Origin of the sequence: Sorangium sp. So ce1153 (genome assembly GCF_051521595.1) — a bacterium.
Taxonomy (GTDB): domain Bacteria; phylum Myxococcota_A; class Polyangia; order Polyangiales; family Polyangiaceae; genus Sorangium.
Genome location: NZ_CP150361.1, coordinates 12195886 through 12215000 on the forward strand (window position 1 = coordinate 12195886; position 19115 = coordinate 12215000).

A 19115-nucleotide genomic window follows, 5' to 3' on the forward strand; every position below is an offset into this window, starting at 1 on the left:
GGTGATGTTAAGCGCGTCGGTGGGCCCGGGGCCAGAGCCGCAGCCCCGCCGGCACCACGAGGAGCGCGACGACGAGGCCCACGGCGCTGCCGAGCGCCCCGACGCGGCCGAGATCGCGGAGGCCGTCGAACCTGCAGAACGCGAGCGCGGAGAAGCCCGCGGCCGTGGTCAGCGCGGTCGCCGCGATGGCCGGGCCCTCGTGGCGCAGCGTCTCGCGGATCACCGCGTCGCCGCCGCCCGCGGCCTCGATGCCCCGGGCGCGGTGGAGCAAGAACATGCCCTCGTCCACCGTGATCCCGAGCAGCACCGGGATGACGAGCGCGTCGTACGCGTGCAAGGGGATGCCGAGCGCCCGGACCAGCAGGAGGACGAGGCAGATCTCCGTGGCGACGACGAGCGCGGCCAGCGCGATGTCGCGCGCGCTGCGGAGCGAGGCCGAGAGCGCCAGCAGCACGAGCGCGCCCGCGACGAGCGCGATCCGCGGCATGTCGTGCGCGAGCGTCTCGCGGAGCGACGCCTCGAGCCGGGTGTAGCCGGTGAGCATGGCCCGCGGGTCCTCCTCCCGGATCGCGCGCTCGATCCGCTCGACCGAGCCGGCCTCGCGGGGCCGCACGTACAGCGCGACGAGCGCGTCGCCCCCTTCCGCCCCGAGGTAGCGCGAGAGCAGGATGGACGCGGGGCCGCGCTCGAGATCGGACAGCGCCACCTCTTGCCGCGGCGGGGCGCGCATCCCGTCGAGCACCGCCGAGAAGCGCTCGGGGGCGAAGCCCGTGTCGCGGAGCGCCCGCGCGAGCTCGTCGGCCTTGCCGGGCAGGTCGAGCGCGTCGCGCGCGGCGAACCGCTCGGCCTGGGTCGAGGCGGCGGGCGCGAGCGCGGTGAGCGCGTCGACGGCCTCCACGTCGGCCTTCATCGCGGCGAGGCGCTCCGCGATCCGGTCGGCGCGCGCGCGGGCGCGCTCCTGCTCGCCGTCCGCGAGGAGCACCACCCACTGCCCGCGCCGCCCGCCGAACGCGTCGAAGATCGCCTGCTGCACCTTGAGGGGCTCGAGCTCGGCGGGCCTGATCGCGACGATGGCCTCGGCGAGCGGCGGCGCCGCGCCGAGGGCGACGGCCGCGACGGGGAGCGCCGCGAGCGCGGCGACGGCGAGCGCGCGGCCCCGCGTGCGGGTGAGCCGGTAGAGGCCATCGGGCCAGCGCGCCGGCGCGTCGGGCGGCGGGGCCCCGCGCTCGAGCCACGCGCCGATGGCGGGCGTCACGACGACGATCGCGACCGCCGTGAGCACCTCGCCCGCGGCGCACAGGAGCCCGAGCTGCCGGAGCGCGTTGATGTCCGACAGCGCGAGGGCCCCGAAGGCCGCCGCCGCGGTCACCGCGGCGACGAGCACCGCGCGCGACGTCCGCGCCCTCGCGGCGCGCCCCGCCGCCTCGGGATCGAGGCCCTCGCGCCGCGCCTCGAGCAGCGCGGCGTAGACGTGGACGCCGGTGTCGACGCCGACGCCGACGACCACCGACATGAAGGCGACCGCGATCGCGCTGAGGCCGCCCGGGAGCGCCGTCGCGAGCCCCGCGGTCCAGACCGTGCCGAGCACCAGCGGCGGCATCACCGCGGCGAGCGCGCGCAGGCGGCGGAAGAGCAGCGCGAACACGACGGAGGCGAGCAGCATCGAGAGCGACCCCGAGACGGCGAGGTCGCGCGTGAGCATCTCCTCGGTGGCCGCGGCGATGGCGTGGCCGCCGGTGAGCCCGAGCGTGATCTTCGGGTGCGCCGCGCGGACGGCGCCGAGCACGGCGTTCGCGTCCGCGACGAAGGCGCGCGCGTCGGCGCCGCGGAGCGCCTGCCCGGCCGGCTGCACGAGGACGAGGTGCACCTTGCCGTCGTCCGTGGCGAAGGCGCCGTCCGCCTGCGTGCGCACTCCGGATCCGATGTCCGCGGACTCGAAGACGAGCTGCGAGAGCCGCAGCGGGTCGGCCGCGATCGCCTCGGCCGCGGCGCCGCCGCCCGGCGCGAGCAGCATGGCGCGCGTCTCCGCGAGGCGCTCCCGCATGCCCTCGGGCGAGAGCGCGGCGGCGAGCCGCTCTCGTACGCGCGCGTCCGCGTGCCGGAATGCGAGCCACGGGTCGAGCGCGCGCGCGACCTCGATGCGGTCGGCGGCGCGCTGCACGGTCGGGCGCGCCGACATGGCCCGCGCGATCTCCGCGGCCACGGCGGCGTTCTCGTCGGGGTCGTCCCCCTTGACCATCACGACGCCGAGGTCGCCGCCGCCGAACCCGCGCACGTACCGGCGCAGCGCCGCGGCGTCCCCGCGCTCGGGCAGGAGCGAGGCGACGTTCGGCTCGAGCTGCAGCCGCAGCGTCACGGCGGCGAAGGCGGCGAGCGTCAGCGCCGCGAGCGCGAGCGCGACGGCGAGGCGGAGCGGCCGGCGCGGGGCGCGCGCGGGAGCCGGCGATGACGGAGGGGGCGCTGCCATGGCGGGGCCGGGCGGAGCTCGGCGCCGCTCCTCTACCCTCACCCCCGCCTCGCCGCGAGGACATCCACGCGGACCGCGATCCCGGGCCGGCGGCCCTTGCGCCCGCCCTCGCGCCGATTCATCCCGGCGGCATGGATCTCCCCCCGATCGTCCTCGCAGGCCGAGCCGTCCTGCGGAAGCCCGCCGCGCCCGTCGCGCCCGAAGAGATCGGGACGAAGCAGCTCAAGCAGCTCGTCTCGACGATGGTCTCCGTGATGCGCAAGGCGCCCGGCGTGGGGCTCGCGGCGCCGCAGATCGGCGTCGGCCAGCAGGTCATCGTGCTCGAGGACAGCGAGGAGCTGATGTCCCGCCTCACGCCGGGCCAGCGCGCCGAGCGCGGCCGCGTGCCCGTTCCGCTCAGGGTGATCATCAACCCGACGCTGAAGGTCATCGCGCCGCCGCTCTCGAGCGCGGCCGGCGCCGGGCGCGCGACGTTCTTCGAGGGCTGCCTCAGCGTCCCGGGTTACATGGCGCTGGTCGAGCGCGATCTCTCGGTCGAGGTGAGCGGCGTGGACGAGGACGGCAGGGAGGTCCGCTGGGAAGCGACCGGCTGGCCCGCCCGGATCCTCCAGCACGAGGTCGATCACCTCCGCGGCACGCTCTACGTCGATCGGATGATCTCGCGCTCCTTCTGCAGCAACGAGGAGGCGAAGCAGCTGCTCAGCCAGTCCGTCGCCGAGGTGCGGGCCGCGCTCGGCGCGTGACGGCGGCGCGCGCTGCGCGCGTTCACCGCGCGGGCGAGCTGCCGGCGCCCGCGCCGCGCCCGGCGAGCGCTTCCACGATCCGCTCCATCCTGATCCCGCGCGAGCCCTTCACGAGCACCAGATCGCCGCGCTCGACGGTCTCCAGCGCGCGATCCGCGGCGGCGCTCGCGTCGCCGGCGAACCACGCCCGCACGCCGGCCGCCTCGGCGGCGCGCGCGATCCGCGACGCCTCGCCGCCGACGGCGATCAGCGCGGCGGGGCGCATGCTCCCGACCTCCGCGCCGAGCGCGTCGTGCTCCGCCGCGGCGAGCGCGCCGAGCTCGCGCATCTCGCCGAGCAGCAGGACCAGCCGCTTCCCGAGCGCGCCGGCCAGCTCGGCGGCCGTCCTGAGCGACGACCGCATGGACAGCGGGTTGGCGTTGTAGCTGTCGTCGATCACCACGGTGCCGTCCGGCAGCTCGCGGACCGACAGGCGCCCGTCCCCCGGCGGCGCGAGCCCCGCGGCGGCCTGGGCCGCCCGCTCCGTCGAGAGCCGCTCGCCGAGCGCCTCTTCCACCACGGCGACCGCGGCCGCCGCGGCCAGCGCGCCCGCCTCTCCGAGCAGCGGGACGACGAGCTCCAGCGCCTCGCCGCCCCGGTCGAGCCGCACCGACGTGCCGCGGACCCCGACCGGCCGGCGCCCCGCGATCCGGATCTGCGCGCGCTCGCCGGAGCCGTAGGTGATCCGCCGCGCGGAGCCGGCTCGGGCGAGCTGCTCGACCACCTTCGCGTCGTCCCCGTTGCCGAGGGCGACCCCCTCGGCCGGCAGGGCGGCGAGCAGATCGCCTTCCTCCGCGGCGACGTCGTCCAGCGTGCCGAGCCCCTCGGTGTGCTCGATGCCGATGGAGGTCAGCACGGCGAGGTCGGGCCCGGCGATCCGCGCGAGGGCCGCGACCTCGCCGCGCTGGTTCGTGCCGATCTCGACGACGGCGAAGCGATGGCGCTCCTCGAGCCCGAGCAGCGTCATCGGCAGGCCGATGGCGTTGTTGAGGTTGCCCGCGGTCGCGTGCACGTCGCCGCGGCCCGCGCCCGCGAGCAGCGCCGCGGTGGTCCGCGTCGTCGTCGTCTTGCCGGCGGAGCCGCCGATCGCGATGAGCGCGCGCCGCCCCTCCGGGTGGGCGCCCCTTCGCCATCGCTCGCGGTGCGCCCGAGCCAGCGCCCCGAGCGCCGCGAGCCCGTCCTCCACGAGCACCACGCCGCCTGCGGGCGGCAGGGCCACCTCGCGGGACACGACGAACGCGGCCGCCCCGCGCTGCGCGGCCGCGTCGAGGAACCGGTGGCCGTCGAAGCTCTCGCCGGTGAGCGCGACGAACGCCGCGCCGGGCGCGATCGTGCGGCTATCGGTCGAGATGCCCCGCGCGGCCGGCCCGGTCCTCAGCACGCGCCCGCCGGTCGCGCGCGCCAGCTCGTCGAGGGAGAAGGGGGCGAGGTTCTGCGGGATGGGCGTCGCCATGGCGGCCGATCACCAGCATGGAACGGGGCGCAGGGCCAACGAATCGCCTGCCCCGCGCGCCGCCGGCGCGGCGCCGTGCCCCCTCAGCGCCGAGACTTTTCCTTATCGACCTCGTCGTAGATGTCGTCGCTCTTCGGCCGCGGGCGCGCGACGGGGCGGGGCACGGCGGTCGCGCTGGGGGCCTCCGGCGCGCTCGCGGCCGGCGCGGACGCGGTCTCGGCGGTCGTCGGAGGCGGCTCTGTGTAGTCGATCGAGATGGGCCCTCCCCCGCGCATGCTCTGCCAGAGCGTGATCCCGACGAGCGCCAGGAGGGCGACCGCCAGGATGACGCTGAGCACGATGATCAGGGTCCTGCCGCCCTCCCGCCGCGGCGGGGTGACGGCGGCGGGCTTCTGCGGCTCCGCGCGTTCCTGCACGAAGGTCGACGGGAGCACGGGCATCTCCAGCCGCGCCGACGTTGTCGCCCACGGGCTCTCGGCGGGCGCCGCCGCGCCGTCCCACCCGCCGGCTCCCTGGGGCACGCCGGGCGCCGCCGCGCCGTCCCACCCGCCGGCTCCCTGGGGTGCGCCGGACGCCGCTGCGCCATCCCACCCGCCGGCTCCCTGGGGCGCGCCGGGCGCCGCCGCGCTGGGAGCTGCGCCGACGGTGGACGCAGGCGCCGCGGCGGACGGCGGCCCGGCCGGCGCCGGCACGCCGGCGTGCAGCGACGGCATGGGCGAGCGCGCCGGCTCGGACACAGGAGGCCCGCCGGCGGGGCCGAACCCCGGAACGCCGAACCCCGGCGGCGCTGCTGGAGGGGGCGGCTGCGCAGCGTTCGTTCCCATCCGTTCCGTCGTCGGCGCCGGAAGGAAGGACATCTGGCTCGGGGGCACGGGATCCGACTGCGGCGCCGCCGGGACGAACGGGAGCGCGCTCGGAGAAAAGACGCCGCTGGCCGACAGCACGTCCTGCTGCGAGACGAGGCCGGGCGGAAGGGTCCCTCCGCGCGCCGAGACGTTCGCCGTGGGCGGCTGGGTTTGCGCGGGGAACGCTGGCCCAGCTGCTGGAGCAGGGGCCGCGAATGCCGGCGCAGGCGGCGTTGCTCCCGGGTACGCCGGCGCAGGCGGCGTTGCTCCCGGGTACGCCGGCGCTGGCGGCGCGGCTCCCGGGAACGCCGGCGCTGACGGCGCTCCCGAGTACGCCGGCGCTGACGGCCCTGGCCCTGGATACGGCGTACCGGTCGGGGTCAGCCCAGCGAAGCCGGGTGCGGATGGAGCCGGGCCGGCGACCGCGGGCGAGCTTTGCTGCTGAACGTGAGGGCTCAGCGCGTACTGCGCGGAGAGCGGGCGCAGGGCCCCGGGGGCCATCAACGGCGGCACGGGCAGCGGCCGGAAAGGGATCCCCGCTCCATGCGCAGACGGGATCGGTCGGCCTGGCTGCGCCGCCATCTCACTCTCCGGAGATCCCCATGGAACGTGTTTGTCGGTCATCCGCGCGCCCCGGAGGAGCCGCCCACGCGGCCCCTCCGCCTCACACTGAAGCGGAACAGCGATTTCAATCTACCTCCAACCCTCGGTGTCCGGCCATCCTTCTGACGCGTCGCCCCGCGCGCGCGGCTCCGCGGTGCCAGGACACGCCTCGCGCAGCGCCACACCCAGCGCCGCCCGTCGCGGACAAAGCGGCAGCGAAGCCAACGCCTCGGGCGCGGCCGCTGCACGGCGAGCTCGCCCCGCCGCCGAGGCGCGCTCGCGCGGCCGCCGGCGACGCGCGGGGAGCATGGACGACGCACGCGCCGCGCGACGCGCCTGCCGCCAGAGCACGAGATGGCGCGCGCGCTGTCGGCCTCCGCGCCCCCGCGGGCGCGGGAGCATCGACGGCAGAGCTCGCACCGCGGCGCTGTCCACGCTTGCCCGGAACTCTCGACGTGACCGGGGCGCGCGCCGCGGACGGGCGACGGCGCTCCCGCGGGGACGCGGGCCTCCGTCGCCGCGGGCGGCTGTCGACCGCGGCAGCACAGTGCTATGGCTCGTCGCGATATGGCCGCCGAGACGATGGGCCCCCGCACCTCCAACGAACCTTCCTCCAACGAGCCGCGCGAGCCCGCGCGCTACGACCATGCCGAGGTCGAGCCGCGCTGGCAGCGCGCGTGGGAGGAGGGCGAGACGTTCCGCGCCGTCCGCAGCGCCGACGCCGCCCGCGAGAAGCGTTACGTGCTCGACATGTTCCCCTACCCCTCCGGGTCGGGGCTGCACGTCGGACACCCCGAGGGGTACACGGCGACCGACATCATGTCCCGCTACTTCCGCATGCGCGGGATCGACGTGCTGCACGTCATGGGCTGGGACGCCTTCGGCCTGCCCGCGGAGCAGCACGCCATCGAGACCGGCACGCACCCGGCCGACACGACGGCGCGGAACATCGCGACCTTCAAGCGCCAGCTCAAGATGCTGGGCTTCAGCTACGACTGGTCGCGCGAGCTCGCCACGACCGATCCGCGCTACGTGCGCTGGACGCAGTGGATCTTCCTCCAGCTCTTCAAGAAGGGCCTCGCGTACCAGGACGAGGTGAGCGTCAACTGGTGCCCCGCGCTCGGCACCGTCCTCGCGAACGAGGAGGTGATCGACGGCAAGAGCGAGCGCGGCTCGCACCCCGTCTACCGGACGCCGCTCAGGCAGTGGATGCTCCGCATCACCGCCTACGCCGATCGCCTGGCCGAGGATCTCCGCCTCCTCGACTGGCCCGAGGGGACGGTGGCGATGCAGCGCTCCTGGATCGGCCGCTCGGAGGGAGCGCTCATCACGTTCGCGGTCAAGGGGTGGAGCGCGGGCTCGCTGAGCGTGTTCACGACCCGGCCCGACACGCTGATGGGCGTCACCTACGTCGTGCTCGCGCCCGAGCACCCGCTCACGGCCTGGCTCATGAGCGCGGAGGGCGGCGCGTCCGAGCAGCGCCGCGAGGCGGTGCGCGCGTACGTCGCCGCGGCGGCGAGCAAGAGCGATCGCGAGCGGCTCTCCGCGGCCGCGAAGGAGAAGACCGGCGTCGACACGGGCCTCGTCGCCGTCCACCCGATCACGGGCGCGGAGGTGCCGATCTGGGTCGCGGACTACGTGCTCGGCGGCTACGGCACCGGCGCCGTGATGGCGGTGCCCGGGCACGACGAGCGCGATTTCTCCTTCGCCCGCACCTACGGGCTGCCGATCGTCGAGGTCGTGAGCCCCGACGGCGCCCTGCACGACCAGCTCGAGGCCGCCTACGTCGACGCGGGCGTCGCGGTCCGGAGCGGCGAGTTCGACGGCCTCAAGACGGAGGAGTGCAAGCGCGCGGTCATCGCCCGCCTCGAGGCGCTCGGCCGCGGCAGGCGCGAGGTGAACTACAAGCTGCGCGACTGGGTCTTCTCGCGCCAGCGGTACTGGGGCGAGCCGATCCCCATCTACTTCCCCGTCGATCTCGCCGACCCGCAGGGCGATCCGAGGAAGGGCGCCGCGCACACGATCCGCTACGACCAGCCGATCGCGGTGGACGACGCCAGCCTGCCGCTCGAGCTGCCGCCGCTCGCCGACTTCCGCCCCGGCGACGACCCGGCGGGCCCGCTGGCGCGCGCGGCGGACTGGCGCTTCTTCCAGCGCGACGGCAAGTGGTACGCGCGCGAGACGAACACGATGCCTCAGTGGGCGGGCTCGTGCTGGTACTACCTGCGCTTCCTCGATCCGCAGAACGACGCCGAGCCGTTCTCGGAGGCCTCCTACGACGCGTGGATGCCCGTCGACCTCTACGTGGGCGGCGCGGAGCACGGCGTGCTGCACCTCCTCTACGCGCGCTTCTGGCACAAGGTGCTCTACGACCTCGGCCACGTGAAGCACCCCGAGCCGTTCATGAAGCTCGTCCACCAGGGGATGATCCTCGGCGAGGACAACGAGAAGATGTCGAAGTCCCGGGGCAACGTGATCAACCCCGACGACATCGTGCGCGCCTACGGCGCCGACGTGCTGCGGCTCTACGAGATGTTCATGGGCCCGCTCGAGGCGGTGAAGCCCTGGCAATCGGGGCAGATCCAGGGCGTGGTCCGGTTCCGGGATCGCGTCTTCGCGACGTGCACGCGGCCGCTCTCGGACGCGATCGACGACGCGACGAGCCGGCAGCTCCACCGGACCATCAAGAAGGTGACCGGCGACGTCGAGGCGATGGCGTTCAACACCGCGATCTCCGCGATGATGGTCTTCGTCAACCACCTGAGCTCGCTGCCCTCGCCGCCGCGCGAGGCGGTCCTCCGGCTGATCCTCCTCGTGTCGCCCTTCGCGCCGCACCTCGCCGAGGAGCTGTGGCGGCTCACGGGGCACGAGCGCTCGCTCAGCTACGAGCCCTGGCCCACGTACGACGAGGCGCTCTGCGTCGATGACATCCTGGAGATCCCCGTGCAGGTGAACGGCAAGGTCCGCGGCCGGGTCATGCTGGCGAAGGCGGCGCCCGAGGAAGAGGCCCGCGCCGCCGCGCTCGGCCTGGAGGCCGTCGCCACCTTCGCCGCGGGCAAGCAGATCAAGAAGTTCATCTACGTCGCGGGAAAGATCGTGAACATCGTGGTCGGCTGACGCTCCGGCGCCGCCCGGCCACATCCAGCCGTCGCGCGGCGGTCGCGCCGCGACGACGTCCCGAGCGGATGCTCGGGCCGGCGGCGCGAGGGCGTTCCTCCGGGAGCACGGCGAACGCGCCCTCCCACCGCCTGCTCCTCGAGGAGCGCCTCGCTCCGCGGCGACGCCGAGGTCGGGCGCTCGCCGCGCCCTGATCCCGATCGGCGCGCTGCCCGCATGCCCCACCACAGCGCGGCGGCGTTGCTCCGTGAGCGCGCGGGCTTCCGCGGAAGCAATCCTCTCCTCGCTCGCGGAACACGGCGCGCACAGCCCAGGCTGGCAGGTGCCGTGCAACGGCGGAGGGCCGTGTGCCGGAACAGCACCGCCGCGTGGCGCATCCGGGCAGGCGGCCTCCTCGCCGCCGTCGCGCTGGCCGGCTGCGCGGGCGACGCGGAGGCGCCGGGTCTGGACGACGAGGACACGGCAGAGAGCGCGCTGGAGATCAAGGGAGGGTACCCTGACGCTGGAGACCGCGCGGTCGCCGGCCTCCTCATCACGGATCGGAGAGGGCGAGTCGCGCGGACCTGCTCGAGCACGCTGATCGCGCCGGACCTCGTGCTCACGGCGCAGCACTGCATCGCGGAGGCCCCGAAGCTCATCGCCTGCAAGACGGCGACGTTCGGTGAGCCGGTGGACGCCTCGCAGGTCTTTGCCACCCTCGGCAGCGCCCTGTGGACGGCTGACGACCCGTGGATCGCGGCGCGCGCGGTGCTCAGCCCGCCCGACGGCAACGCGGTGTGCGGGCGCGACCTCGCGCTCGTCGTGCTTTCCTCGCCGATCCGGGCCAGCGAGGTCACGCCCCTCGCGCCCCGCCTCGACCGGCCGCCGGAGGACGGCGAGGTCTACTCGGCGGTGGGCTTCGGCGACACGGAGGGCAGAGCGCGCGACGGCGGCGACCGCAGGCGCCGCGATGGGCTCCGGGTCGAGTGCGTCGGGTACGGGTGCGGAACGCAGGAGCGCGTCACGGGGAGCGAGTGGCGCGGGGAGAGCGGCATCTGCAGCGGCGACTCGGGCGGACCGGCGCTCGACGTCGCGGGGCGGATCATCGGCGTCACCTCGCGCGGGCCGTCTGGCTGCTCCGACCCCATCTACGGAGGGCTGATCGCCCATCGCAGCTGGCTCGCCACGGAGGCGAGGCGCGCCGCTGAAGCTGGCGAGTACGCCGCGCCCTGGTGGGCCACGGCGTCCGGCGCGGCGGAGCGGTTGCCGTCACGCCGGCCTCTCGATGAGCGCTGGCTCTCGTGCGCGCACGGCGCCCTGGACGCCGGCGGCGGCGGGTCCGCGTCCGCGCTGCTCGCGCTGCTCGCGCTGCTCGCATTGCAGCGGGCCAGAAGGGCCGCTCCGCCGGCACGCGCCGCGCGGCGGAGCACGATTTCCGCCTGATCACCGCTCCAGCGCACACCTCCCCTGCTAGGATGCGCCCGTCCTGCCCTGCGGAGTGTCCATGCCCAGTTCGTCCAGCCTCTGTCCGGCCGCGCTGCTCGCGGTGCTCGCGCTCGCGTCGATGCCCATCGGCTGCGGACCGACTTACGTCCGCGGCAATCAGGTCGAGGGGCTCGACGACGCGGCGATGAGCACGGGAATCGACAAGCGCGACATCGAGCAGCTCCTCCACGAGAACCTGAAGTCGCTGATGGCCTCTTCCGTGGCCAAGGCGTGGGCGAACGACGGCTCGCGTCCCACGCTCGCCATCTACCCGCTGTCGAACCAGACGAGCGAGCACATCGACAGCCAGCTGCAGGCGCTCCTGTCTGATATCGAGACGTACATGGTCAAGACGGAGCTCGTCACCGTGGTGAGCATCGAGCGCCAGCAGCAGATGATCGCGGAGGTCGAGAAGCAGCACGGCGGCGGGTTCGACCCGGACCACATCGCCGAGTACAACCGCCAGCTCGGCGCGAAGTACTACATCACCGGCAAGGTCTTCACCTCCGACGAGCGCACCGAGGATGAGCGCCGCGTGCAGTACTTCATGTTCATGCAGCTCATCGAGGTCGCCACGAGCGCGGTCGCCTGGCAGAACCGGGCAGCCTTCACCAAGGCGCTCATCCAGGAGTGATGCTCTCGCGGCGCGCGAGCCCCTGGGGACGCAGGCGCGCGGTCCTGGCTCCGCTCGCGCTGCTCCTCGGCCTCGGACAGGCGGCCTGCAGCGGCCATGAGGATCGCGTGCGCACCGCGCTCGACGCGCTCGACCGCGGGGCGCGGGCCGAGGCGGTCGCCGCGCTGAACGAGGAGATGGAGGTCGACACCGCGGACGAGCTCCCGGCGCTCCAGGGCGACAACGCGCTCCTCCTGCTCGACCGCGGCAACGTCCTGCTCAGCATGGACCGCTACAAGCTGTCCGCCCGCGATCTCGGGACCGCGGACAAGTCGATCGACCTGCTCGACCTGTCCCGCGGGGCCGCCGACGAGCTCGGGAAATACCTCTTCTCGGACGACGCTGGCCCGTACAAGGCCCCTGCCCACGAGAAGCTGCTCATCAACACCCTCAACATGATGAACTACCTGGCCCAGCGCGACCTCAGCGGGGCCAGGGTCGAGGCCCGCCGCCTCGTGGTCATGCAGAAGTACCTGCGCGATCACGAGGGCGAGACGGCGCTCCTCGGCCTCGGGAGCTACCTCGCCGGCTTCGCCTTCGAGAAGAGCGGCCAGCCCGACGAGGCGCTCCTCCACTACGACGACGCGCTCCGCCACGGGCCGTATCCGTCGCTCCGCGGCCCGCTCCGCGCGCTCACGCGCGGCGAGCCGAGGTCGCCCCGCATCGCCGCCCAGATCGAGGGCGTGGAGCCACCGCCGCCGCTCGCCGAGGCCGGCGAGGCGGAGCTCGTCGTCGTCGTCGGGTTCGGGCGCGTGCCGCAGAAGGTGCCGCAGCGCTTGCCGATCGGGCTCGCGCTCACCCTCGTGGCCGACGACATCAGCCCGACGGATCGCGCGCGGGCGGACGCGCTCGCGGCGAAGGGGCTCGTGACGTGGGTCAACTACCCGACGCTCGGCCGCGGCAAGGGCGGCTACACGATCCCGACCCTCCGGATCGACGGGCGCTCCCGGCCGATGGAGCAGGCGCTCGACGTCGAGGCGCAGGTGCGCGCAGCCTGGAAGAAGAGCGAGGGGACCATCATCTTGTCGGCCATCACGAGGACCGTCGCTCGCATCGCGGCGGGCGAGGCCGCGCAGGGCGCCACGGAGGCCGCCGCGGAGGACTCGGGGCCGCTGGGGTTGCTCGTCGGCCTGCTCACGAGCGCGACGCTGACCGTGCTCGACACGCCGGACACGCGCGGCTGGTCGACGCTCCCCGCGCGCATCGCCATCGCGCGCACCCGCGTCCGCGCGGGCACGCACGACGTTGTCGTGGGCGCCCGGGGCGAGGTGCGGCGCGCGCGGGTGAGCGTGGCCGCGGGCGGGTGGGCCTTCGTCCCGATGATGGTGCTCCGCTGAGCGTCGCCGGGGCGGACGGGAAGGGTTGCGGGCGCTGTCCTCCCGCGGCAGTCTCCGCGCCGATGCGAAGCCCTGACGTACGCGCCGTGCTGCTCCACGCGCTCTCGGCGTGCTCTCCCCTCGCGCTCCTCTGCGTGACCGCCTGCGGGACGCTGGCCACCTCGCCGTCCTGGGTCGGCGGCGGCCTCGCCGTCGCCGCGCCCGTCCGCGCGGCCGAGGAGGACGCGGCGCTCCAGCGGGAGCAAGCGCTCGTGGCGAGCCAGCCGAAGCAGATCGGCGCGCGGCACATCCTCGTCATGCACGACGGCTCGAAGAGCAAGCCCGAGGGCGTCCGCCGCACGCGCGACGAGGCGCGCGCGCGGGCCCAGGAGGCGCTCCTCAAGATCCGCGGCGGAGAGAGCTTCGAGCAGGCGGTCACGGACTACAGCGACGAGCCGGGCGCCGGCGAGCGCGGCGGGGATCTCGGCGTGTTCGAGCGCGGCGTGATGGTCAAGGGCTTCTCCGACGTCGCCTTCGCCTTGAAGGTCGGCGAGGTGAGCGAGATCGTCGAGACGCCCTTCGGCTTCCACATCATCAAGCGCACCGAGTAGCGCCGCCGCGTCCCCCCCCGCGCGCCGGCCGCGGGCTCGACGCGTCGGCGGGAGTCGCCTAGCGTGCGCCCATGACGAGGACCGCACGCGCCGCGTTGACCGCCGAGCACCGCCGCCTCGAAGAGGAGCGCGAGCGTCTCCTCCGCTGGAAGCACTGGGGCCCTTACCTCTCGGAAAGGGCCTGGGGGACCGTGCGCGAGGACTACAGCGCGAACGGGGATGCGTGGGCGCATTTCCCGCACGACCACGCCCGGAGCCGCGCCTATCGGTGGAACGAGGACGGCCTCGGCGGCATCTGTGACCGTCACCAGATCCTGTGTCTCGCCGTGGCCGTCTGGAACGAGCGGGACCCGATCCTGAAGGAACGCGCCTTCGGTCTGACCGGGCCAGAGGGCAACCACGGCGAGGACGTCAAGGAGATCTACTACTACGAGGACGCGACGCCGACCTCCAGCTACCTGCGTTACCTCTACCGGTACCCGCAGCGGCCGTTCCCTTATGACGCGCTCGTCGCCGCCGCGCGCGAGCGCGGTCTCTTCGCGAGCGAGGTGGATCTCCCGGATCTCGGCGCCTTCGACGAGGATCGTTACTTCGATGTCGTCGTCGAGTACGCGAAGCGGAGCCCGAACGACATCCTGATGGTCATCACCGTGGTGAACCGCGGCCCGGAGGCCGCGCCGATCCACGTCCTGCCGCACCTCTGGTTCCGCAACACCTGGTCGTGGAGCGAGCTGCCCGGTCCGCTCCCGGAGATCCGGGCGATGGAGGCCGGCCCCGGCCACGTGATGCTTCGCGCCGCGCACCCCGAGGACGGCGCGCACCACCTGTATATCGAGGGCAGTCCGGAGCTGCTCTTCACCAACAACGAGACGAACCGCGAGCGGCTCTACGGCGCCCCCTCGCGGACGCCGTACGTCAAGGACGCGTTCCATCACCGGGTCGTCCACGGCGACAGGGCCCGGGTGAACGCCGAGCTGCGCGGCACCAAGGCCGCGAGCTGGCACCGCCTCGAGGTGCCCGCCGGCGAGAGCAGGCGGATCCTGCTCCGCCTCGCTCCGGAGCCGGTGGAGCGGCCCTTTGAGCGCGCGGGCGAGCTCCTCGAGGCGCGGCGCAAGGAAGCGGACGAGTACTACCTCGCGGTCCAGGGCCCACGGCTATCCGACGATCGTCGCGCCATCCAGCGGCAGGCGGCGGCGGGGTTGTTCTGGTCGATGCAGTTCTACCACTACGACGTCGACACCTGGCTCCGGGGCGACGTGCAGGCGCCGCCGCCGGAGCGGCTCCAGGGCCGCAACAACCACTGGCGGCACGTCTCGGTCGCCGACGTCATCTCGATGCCAGACAAGTGGGAGTACCCCTGGTTCGCGGCGTGGGATCTCGCGTTCCACGCGCTCGCGCTCGCCTCGCTCGACATCGATCTCGCGAAGGCCCAGCTCAAGATGATGGTCAAGGAGTGGTACCAGCACCCGAACGGGCAGCTGCCCGCCTACGAGTGGGAGTTCTCGGACCTGAACCCTCCGGTGCATGCCTGGGCGACGTACCAGATCTACAAGATCGAGCGGAAGCAGCGCGGTCAGGGCGATCGGGTCTTCCTGGAGCGCGTGTTCCACAAGCTGCTCATCAACTTCGCCTGGTGGGTCAACAAGCGCGACGCCGAGGGGTACAACGTCTTCGAGGGCGGGTTCCTCGGCCTCGACAACATCTCCCTCTTCGATCGCAGCGAGCGGCTCACGCCCGGGATGCGCCTGGAGCAGGCGGACGCCACCGCGTGGATGGCGATGTACTGCCTGGACCTCATGCGCATCGCGCTGGAGCTCGCGCTCGATAACTCCGCGTACGAGGATCTGGCCAGCAAGTTCTTCGAGCACTTCCTGCGGATCGCGCACGCGCTCCACCACACGAACGACGGTCGGCTGCCGCTCTGGTCGGAGGAGGACGGCTTCTACTTCGACATCCTCACCGTCGGCGGCCGGCCGCGGCACGTGAAGATCCGGTCGGCCGTGGGCCTCATCCCGCTCTGCGCCGTGCACGTGATCACGCCGGAGATCTACGGCAAGCTCGCGAACTTCCGTCGTCGGACCGAGTGGTTCCTCGGCAAGAACCCGGCGCTCGCCGAGGCCATCACGGTGCGTCCGGACGGGCGGCAGGTGCTCTCGGCGGTGACGCCGGGCCGCCTCGAGCGGGTGCTCGCGCACCTCTTCGACGAGGACAAGTTCCTCTCGCCCTTCGGCCCGCGCTCGCTCTCCAAGGAGCACGCGGCCGCGCCCGTCTCGCTCGGGCTGGATCCCTGCCCTGCGCACTACAACGTCGGCTACGAGCCAGGCGAGTCGATCACGCGCATGAAGGGCGGCAACTCCAACTGGCGCGGTCCGATCTGGTTCCCGCTCGGGTATCTCCTCTACCGCTCGCTGCTCCGGCTCGACCACGGCTTCGGCGACGAGCTGGCGATCCCTCCGCTCGGCGCCCATGGCCCGCGCACGCTCCGCGACGGCGCGCACGAGCTCGCGCGCCGGCTGACTGCAATTTTCGAGCGCGACCGCGAGGGGCGCCGCCCTGTATACGGCGAGCATCCCCTCTTCCAGCGCGATCCCCGGTTCCGCGATCGCCTGTTCTTCTTCGAGTACTTCCACGGCGACACCGGCGCTGGGCTCGGCGCCTCCCACCAGACCGGCTGGACCGCCCTCGTGAGCGACCTGATCCTCCGCGCTGGGCGGCAGGACCTCCCCCATTCGTAGTGTTCCACACAAGCCGTTCGGCACTGCGCCGATTCGTGTGAATCCGTGCTAGGAGGGCGCCTGTGTCGCTGGCGTTCGGCGTCTCGCTCCTCGCGCTGGCCGTCATGCTGGGCGGCCTTGCGGCGTTGTTCCGTCGTCGGAGCGAGGGCGCGATGTCCTCGATACGGACGTTCGCCCTCGTTGGTGCGGCCTCGATCGCGCTGCTCCACCTGCTGCCGGAGGCGTTCGGCGAGATTGGCTGGCTCGGGTTGCTCGCGGCGGCGACTGGCTTCCTGGCGCCGGCGGCGCTGGAGCGCCTCCTGCTCGGGGATGCGGGCGCTCACCGGACGCCGACGACGGCGCTCGCGATCGGGTATGCCGCGGTGCTCGCGCACCAGTTCGGCGAGGGGGCGGCGGTCGCGTCGCTCTCGCGGGTCGGGCAGCTCACGCTGCCCATCGTGCTTGCGCTCGCGGCGCACACGGTCCCGCTGGCGATGGTGGTGGCGATCCAGGTCCTCGAGGTGAGGGCGGGGGCGAACGACAAGCGCGCCATGAGCGCTGCGCTCGCCGGGATCGCGCTCGCCACGGTGACCGGCGCCTTCGCGACGCGGCTCGTCGATGCCGAGCGCTTCGAGGCCATCGAGCCCTGGGTTCTCTCCGCGGTGGCGGGCCTCCTCTTGCACGCGCTGTCGCACGAGGCGGTCGCGAGCGGCCCGGCGACGTCCATCAGCCGAGCGGGCGAGGCAGTGGGTGGCCTGCTCGGCCTGGTGCTCGCCACGGTTGGAGTCGACGAGGAGGAGTGGGTACAGCAGATCCCGCCTGAGCTCCGGATCGCCGCCCTGGTCGTCCTTGTTGGGCTCATCCTTCTTCGCAGTTATGGTCCCCGGCGCGCTGCCGAGCGACCGCACTGAGCGTCTGAGCCCTTGCTCCGGGAGCCGCGCATCCCTGTGGCGCGGGCCCTCGCCGTCCGAGCTGACGCGCAGCTATGGTTATGGTCCTCGGCGCGTCGCCGAGCGACCGCACTCCGCGCCTGAGCCCTTGCTCCCGGAGCCGCGCATCCCTGTGGCGCGGGCCCTCGCCGTCCGAGCTGACACCGCGCCCCCGGACGCTACGGCGCCGAGCCGGCGGTCACGATCAGCAGGAGGATGGCGGGACAGGCCGCCACCGCGACGAGCACAGCCGCCGTCAACACCTCGATGAAGGTGATGCACCTCACCGACTGGGCGAAGAGGATGGGCACGCACACGTGGGACGAAGCGCGCGGCGTGCAAGGGAAAAACACCGTGTCGGCGCGTGATGATGGCGGTCGAGCTCATGTAGGACCTCGTGAGGAGTCGAGTTCGACCACGAGCATGCTCCCGCGCGACCGCCCGGAGCAGACGGCACGCTTGCCCAGCGGCCGTGCACTGTTCCACAGCGCGCCGCCGTCGGTTCCTGCCTCATCGCCGGGCGACCAAGGCCGCTCAGTGAACGCCGAACGCCCTCGGCTCGCTGCCCCGCAGCTCGGGAATGCACCTCGCCTTGTCAGCCCGTCGCGTCGAGGCGGCGCCAGCCGCGCGCCAGGAGGCTCGACGCCTCCGGAAAGTCCCAGGAGGCTCGACGCCCCCGGTCAGAAGGCAAAAAGAAAGTCCCAGGAGGCTCGACGCCCCGGGAAAGAAGGCAAAAAAAAACCTGCGCACGGCGATGCCTGTGCGCAGGTTCAAGAAAAACCCCGGCGGCGTCCTACTCTCCCACCAGGTTGCCCTGGCAGTACCATCGGCTCCAAGAAGCTTAACTTCCGAGTTCGGTATGGGATCGGGTGTGACCTTCTCGATATCACCACCGGAAACTTGTGGCCGCATCCGGTCCTGTCGGACGGACGGCGGAGCCCGCTCCTCGCGGCGCTCTACGCTGGGTCAGCCGTGTCACGGCCGCGCGCCGCCCGAGCTCCGGGCGAGACGCTTCGCTGCTCACCCCGAGAGCAGGGCAGAGTCAAACGAGCCGTTACAAAAAAAAGAAACCTGCGCACAGGGCGATGCCTGTGCGCAGGTTCGAAGAAAATCCCGGCGGCGTCCTACTCTCCCACCAGGTTGCCCTGGCAGTACCATCGGCTCCAAGAAGCTTAACTTCCGAGTTCGGTATGGGATCGGGTGTGACCTTCTCGATATCACCACCGGAAACTTGTGGGTGCGTCCATTAGGAACCCGCGGAGCCCGCTTCTCGCGATGCTCTACGCTGGGTCAGCTGTGTCACGCTGCTCGTCACCCGAACTCCGGGCGCGACGCTTCGATGTTTGCCTTAGAAGTATGGTCAAGCCGCACGACCTATTAGTACCGGTTAGCTCCTCCGATTGCTCGGCTTCCACACCCGGCCTATCAACCTCGTGGTCTACGAGGGGTCTTTAGGGGCCTTGCGGCCCGGGACACCTAGTCTTGAGGCCGGCTTCCCGCTTAGATGCTTTCAGCGGTTATCCGTTCCGTACATGGCTACCCGGCTATGCCCTTGGCAGGACAACCGGAGCACCAGAGGTACGTCCACCCAGGTCCTCTCGTACTATGGGCAGCTCCTCTCAAGTGTCCTACGCCCACGGCAGATAGGGACCAAACTGTCTCACGACGTTTTAAACCCAGCTCGCGTACCGCTTTAATCGGCGAACAGCCGAACCCTTGGGACCTGCTCCAGCCCCAGGATGCGATGGGCCGACATCGAGGTGCCAAACCGCGCCGCCGATATGAACTCTCAGGCGCGATCAGCCTGTTATCCCCAGAGTACCTTTTATCCGATGAGCGATGGCCCTTCCATACAGAACCACCGGATCACTAACGCCTGCTTTCGCACCTGTTCGACCTGTCGGTCTCACAGTTAAGCTCCCTTGTGCGTTTGCACTCTACGCCTGGTTTCCAATCAGGCTGAGGGAACCTTCGCACGCCTCCGTTACTTTTTAGGAGGCGACCGCCCCAGTCAAACTGCCCACCAGGCAGTGTCCCCGACCCAGTTCATGGGCCCAGGTTAGATTTCCAGAATACCCAGGGTGGTATTTCAACGTTGGCTCTGCCGAACCCAGAAGCCCGGCTTCATAGCCTCCCACCTA

General features: G+C 72.6%; 12 protein-coding genes and 3 rRNA genes (1 of these 15 running past the window's edge). 8 read left to right on the forward strand and 7 right to left on the reverse strand.

Annotated features, from left to right (window positions below):
* Nucleotides 1-7: 7 nt before the first annotated feature.
* Nucleotides 8-2467 carry an MMPL family transporter gene (locus tag WME85_RS44390; RefSeq protein WP_437830280.1) on the reverse strand — a complete coding sequence of 820 codons (2460 nt, stop codon included), beginning with the start codon at nucleotides 2465-2467 and terminating at the stop codon, nucleotides 8-10.
* Between the two features lie 131 nt (nucleotides 2468-2598).
* On the opposite strand from WME85_RS44390, the gene WME85_RS44395 reads away from it, so the two are divergent.
* A complete protein-coding gene (locus tag WME85_RS44395; RefSeq protein WP_437830282.1) occupies nucleotides 2599-3210 on the forward strand; it encodes a peptide deformylase in 612 nt (203 codons plus the stop codon).
* Nucleotides 3211-3232: 22 nt separating this feature from the next.
* Here WME85_RS44395 and WME85_RS44400 read toward each other — a convergent pair whose 3' ends face one another.
* Entirely contained in the window at nucleotides 3233-4702 is a 1470-nt protein-coding gene (locus WME85_RS44400; RefSeq protein ID WP_437830283.1) for a UDP-N-acetylmuramoyl-tripeptide--D-alanyl-D-alanine ligase, read from the reverse strand.
* Nucleotides 4703-4785: 83 nt separating this feature from the next.
* Nucleotides 4786-5526 carry a hypothetical protein gene (locus tag WME85_RS44405; protein ID WP_437830284.1) on the reverse strand — a complete coding sequence of 247 codons (741 nt, stop codon included), beginning with the start codon at nucleotides 5524-5526 and terminating at the stop codon, nucleotides 4786-4788.
* Between the two features lie 1176 nt (nucleotides 5527-6702).
* Between WME85_RS44405 and leuS the strand changes: the two genes are divergently transcribed.
* The 7 genes from leuS (at nucleotide 6703) to WME85_RS44440 (ending at nucleotide 16956) form a co-directional block, all read left to right on the forward strand.
* Nucleotides 6703-9267, forward strand: a complete 2565-nt coding sequence (leuS, locus tag WME85_RS44410; RefSeq protein WP_437830286.1) for a leucine--tRNA ligase — start codon at nucleotides 6703-6705, stop codon at nucleotides 9265-9267.
* 327 nt (nucleotides 9268-9594) lie between these two features.
* Complete coding sequence (locus tag WME85_RS44415) at nucleotides 9595-10689, forward strand: trypsin-like serine protease (protein WP_437830287.1); 1095 nt, start codon at nucleotides 9595-9597, stop codon at nucleotides 10687-10689.
* 61 nt (nucleotides 10690-10750) lie between these two features.
* Complete coding sequence (locus WME85_RS44420) at nucleotides 10751-11365, forward strand: penicillin-binding protein activator LpoB (RefSeq protein ID WP_437830288.1); 615 nt, start codon at nucleotides 10751-10753, stop codon at nucleotides 11363-11365.
* Entirely contained in the window at nucleotides 11365-12741 is a 1377-nt protein-coding gene (locus WME85_RS44425; RefSeq protein WP_437830290.1) for a hypothetical protein, read from the forward strand. The genes WME85_RS44420 and WME85_RS44425 overlap by 1 nt, the downstream gene beginning before the upstream one ends.
* Nucleotides 12742-12803: 62 nt before the next feature.
* Nucleotides 12804-13331: a peptidylprolyl isomerase gene (locus tag WME85_RS44430; RefSeq protein ID WP_437830291.1), complete on the forward strand. Its 528-nt coding sequence runs from the start codon at nucleotides 12804-12806 to the stop codon at nucleotides 13329-13331.
* Nucleotides 13332-13402: 71 nt separating this feature from the next.
* Nucleotides 13403-16066, forward strand: a complete 2664-nt coding sequence (locus WME85_RS44435; RefSeq protein WP_437830292.1) for an MGH1-like glycoside hydrolase domain-containing protein — start codon at nucleotides 13403-13405, stop codon at nucleotides 16064-16066.
* 62 nt (nucleotides 16067-16128) lie between these two features.
* A complete protein-coding gene (locus WME85_RS44440; RefSeq protein ID WP_437830294.1) occupies nucleotides 16129-16956 on the forward strand; it encodes a hypothetical protein in 828 nt (275 codons plus the stop codon).
* A gap of 197 nt (nucleotides 16957-17153) precedes the next feature.
* Here the strand turns inward: WME85_RS44440 and WME85_RS44445 are convergent, their stop codons facing one another.
* The 4 genes from WME85_RS44445 to WME85_RS44460 form a co-directional block, all read right to left on the reverse strand.
* A complete protein-coding gene (locus tag WME85_RS44445) occupies nucleotides 17154-17285 on the reverse strand; it encodes a hypothetical protein (protein ID WP_437830296.1) in 132 nt (43 codons plus the stop codon).
* A gap of 469 nt (nucleotides 17286-17754) precedes the next feature.
* Nucleotides 17755-17871, reverse strand: a 5S ribosomal RNA gene (gene rrf / locus WME85_RS44450).
* A gap of 214 nt (nucleotides 17872-18085) precedes the next feature.
* Nucleotides 18086-18202, reverse strand: a 5S ribosomal RNA gene (gene rrf, locus WME85_RS44455).
* Nucleotides 18203-18330: 128 nt separating this feature from the next.
* Nucleotides 18331-19115 (reverse strand): 23S ribosomal RNA (locus tag WME85_RS44460); it runs 2224 nt beyond the window's last position.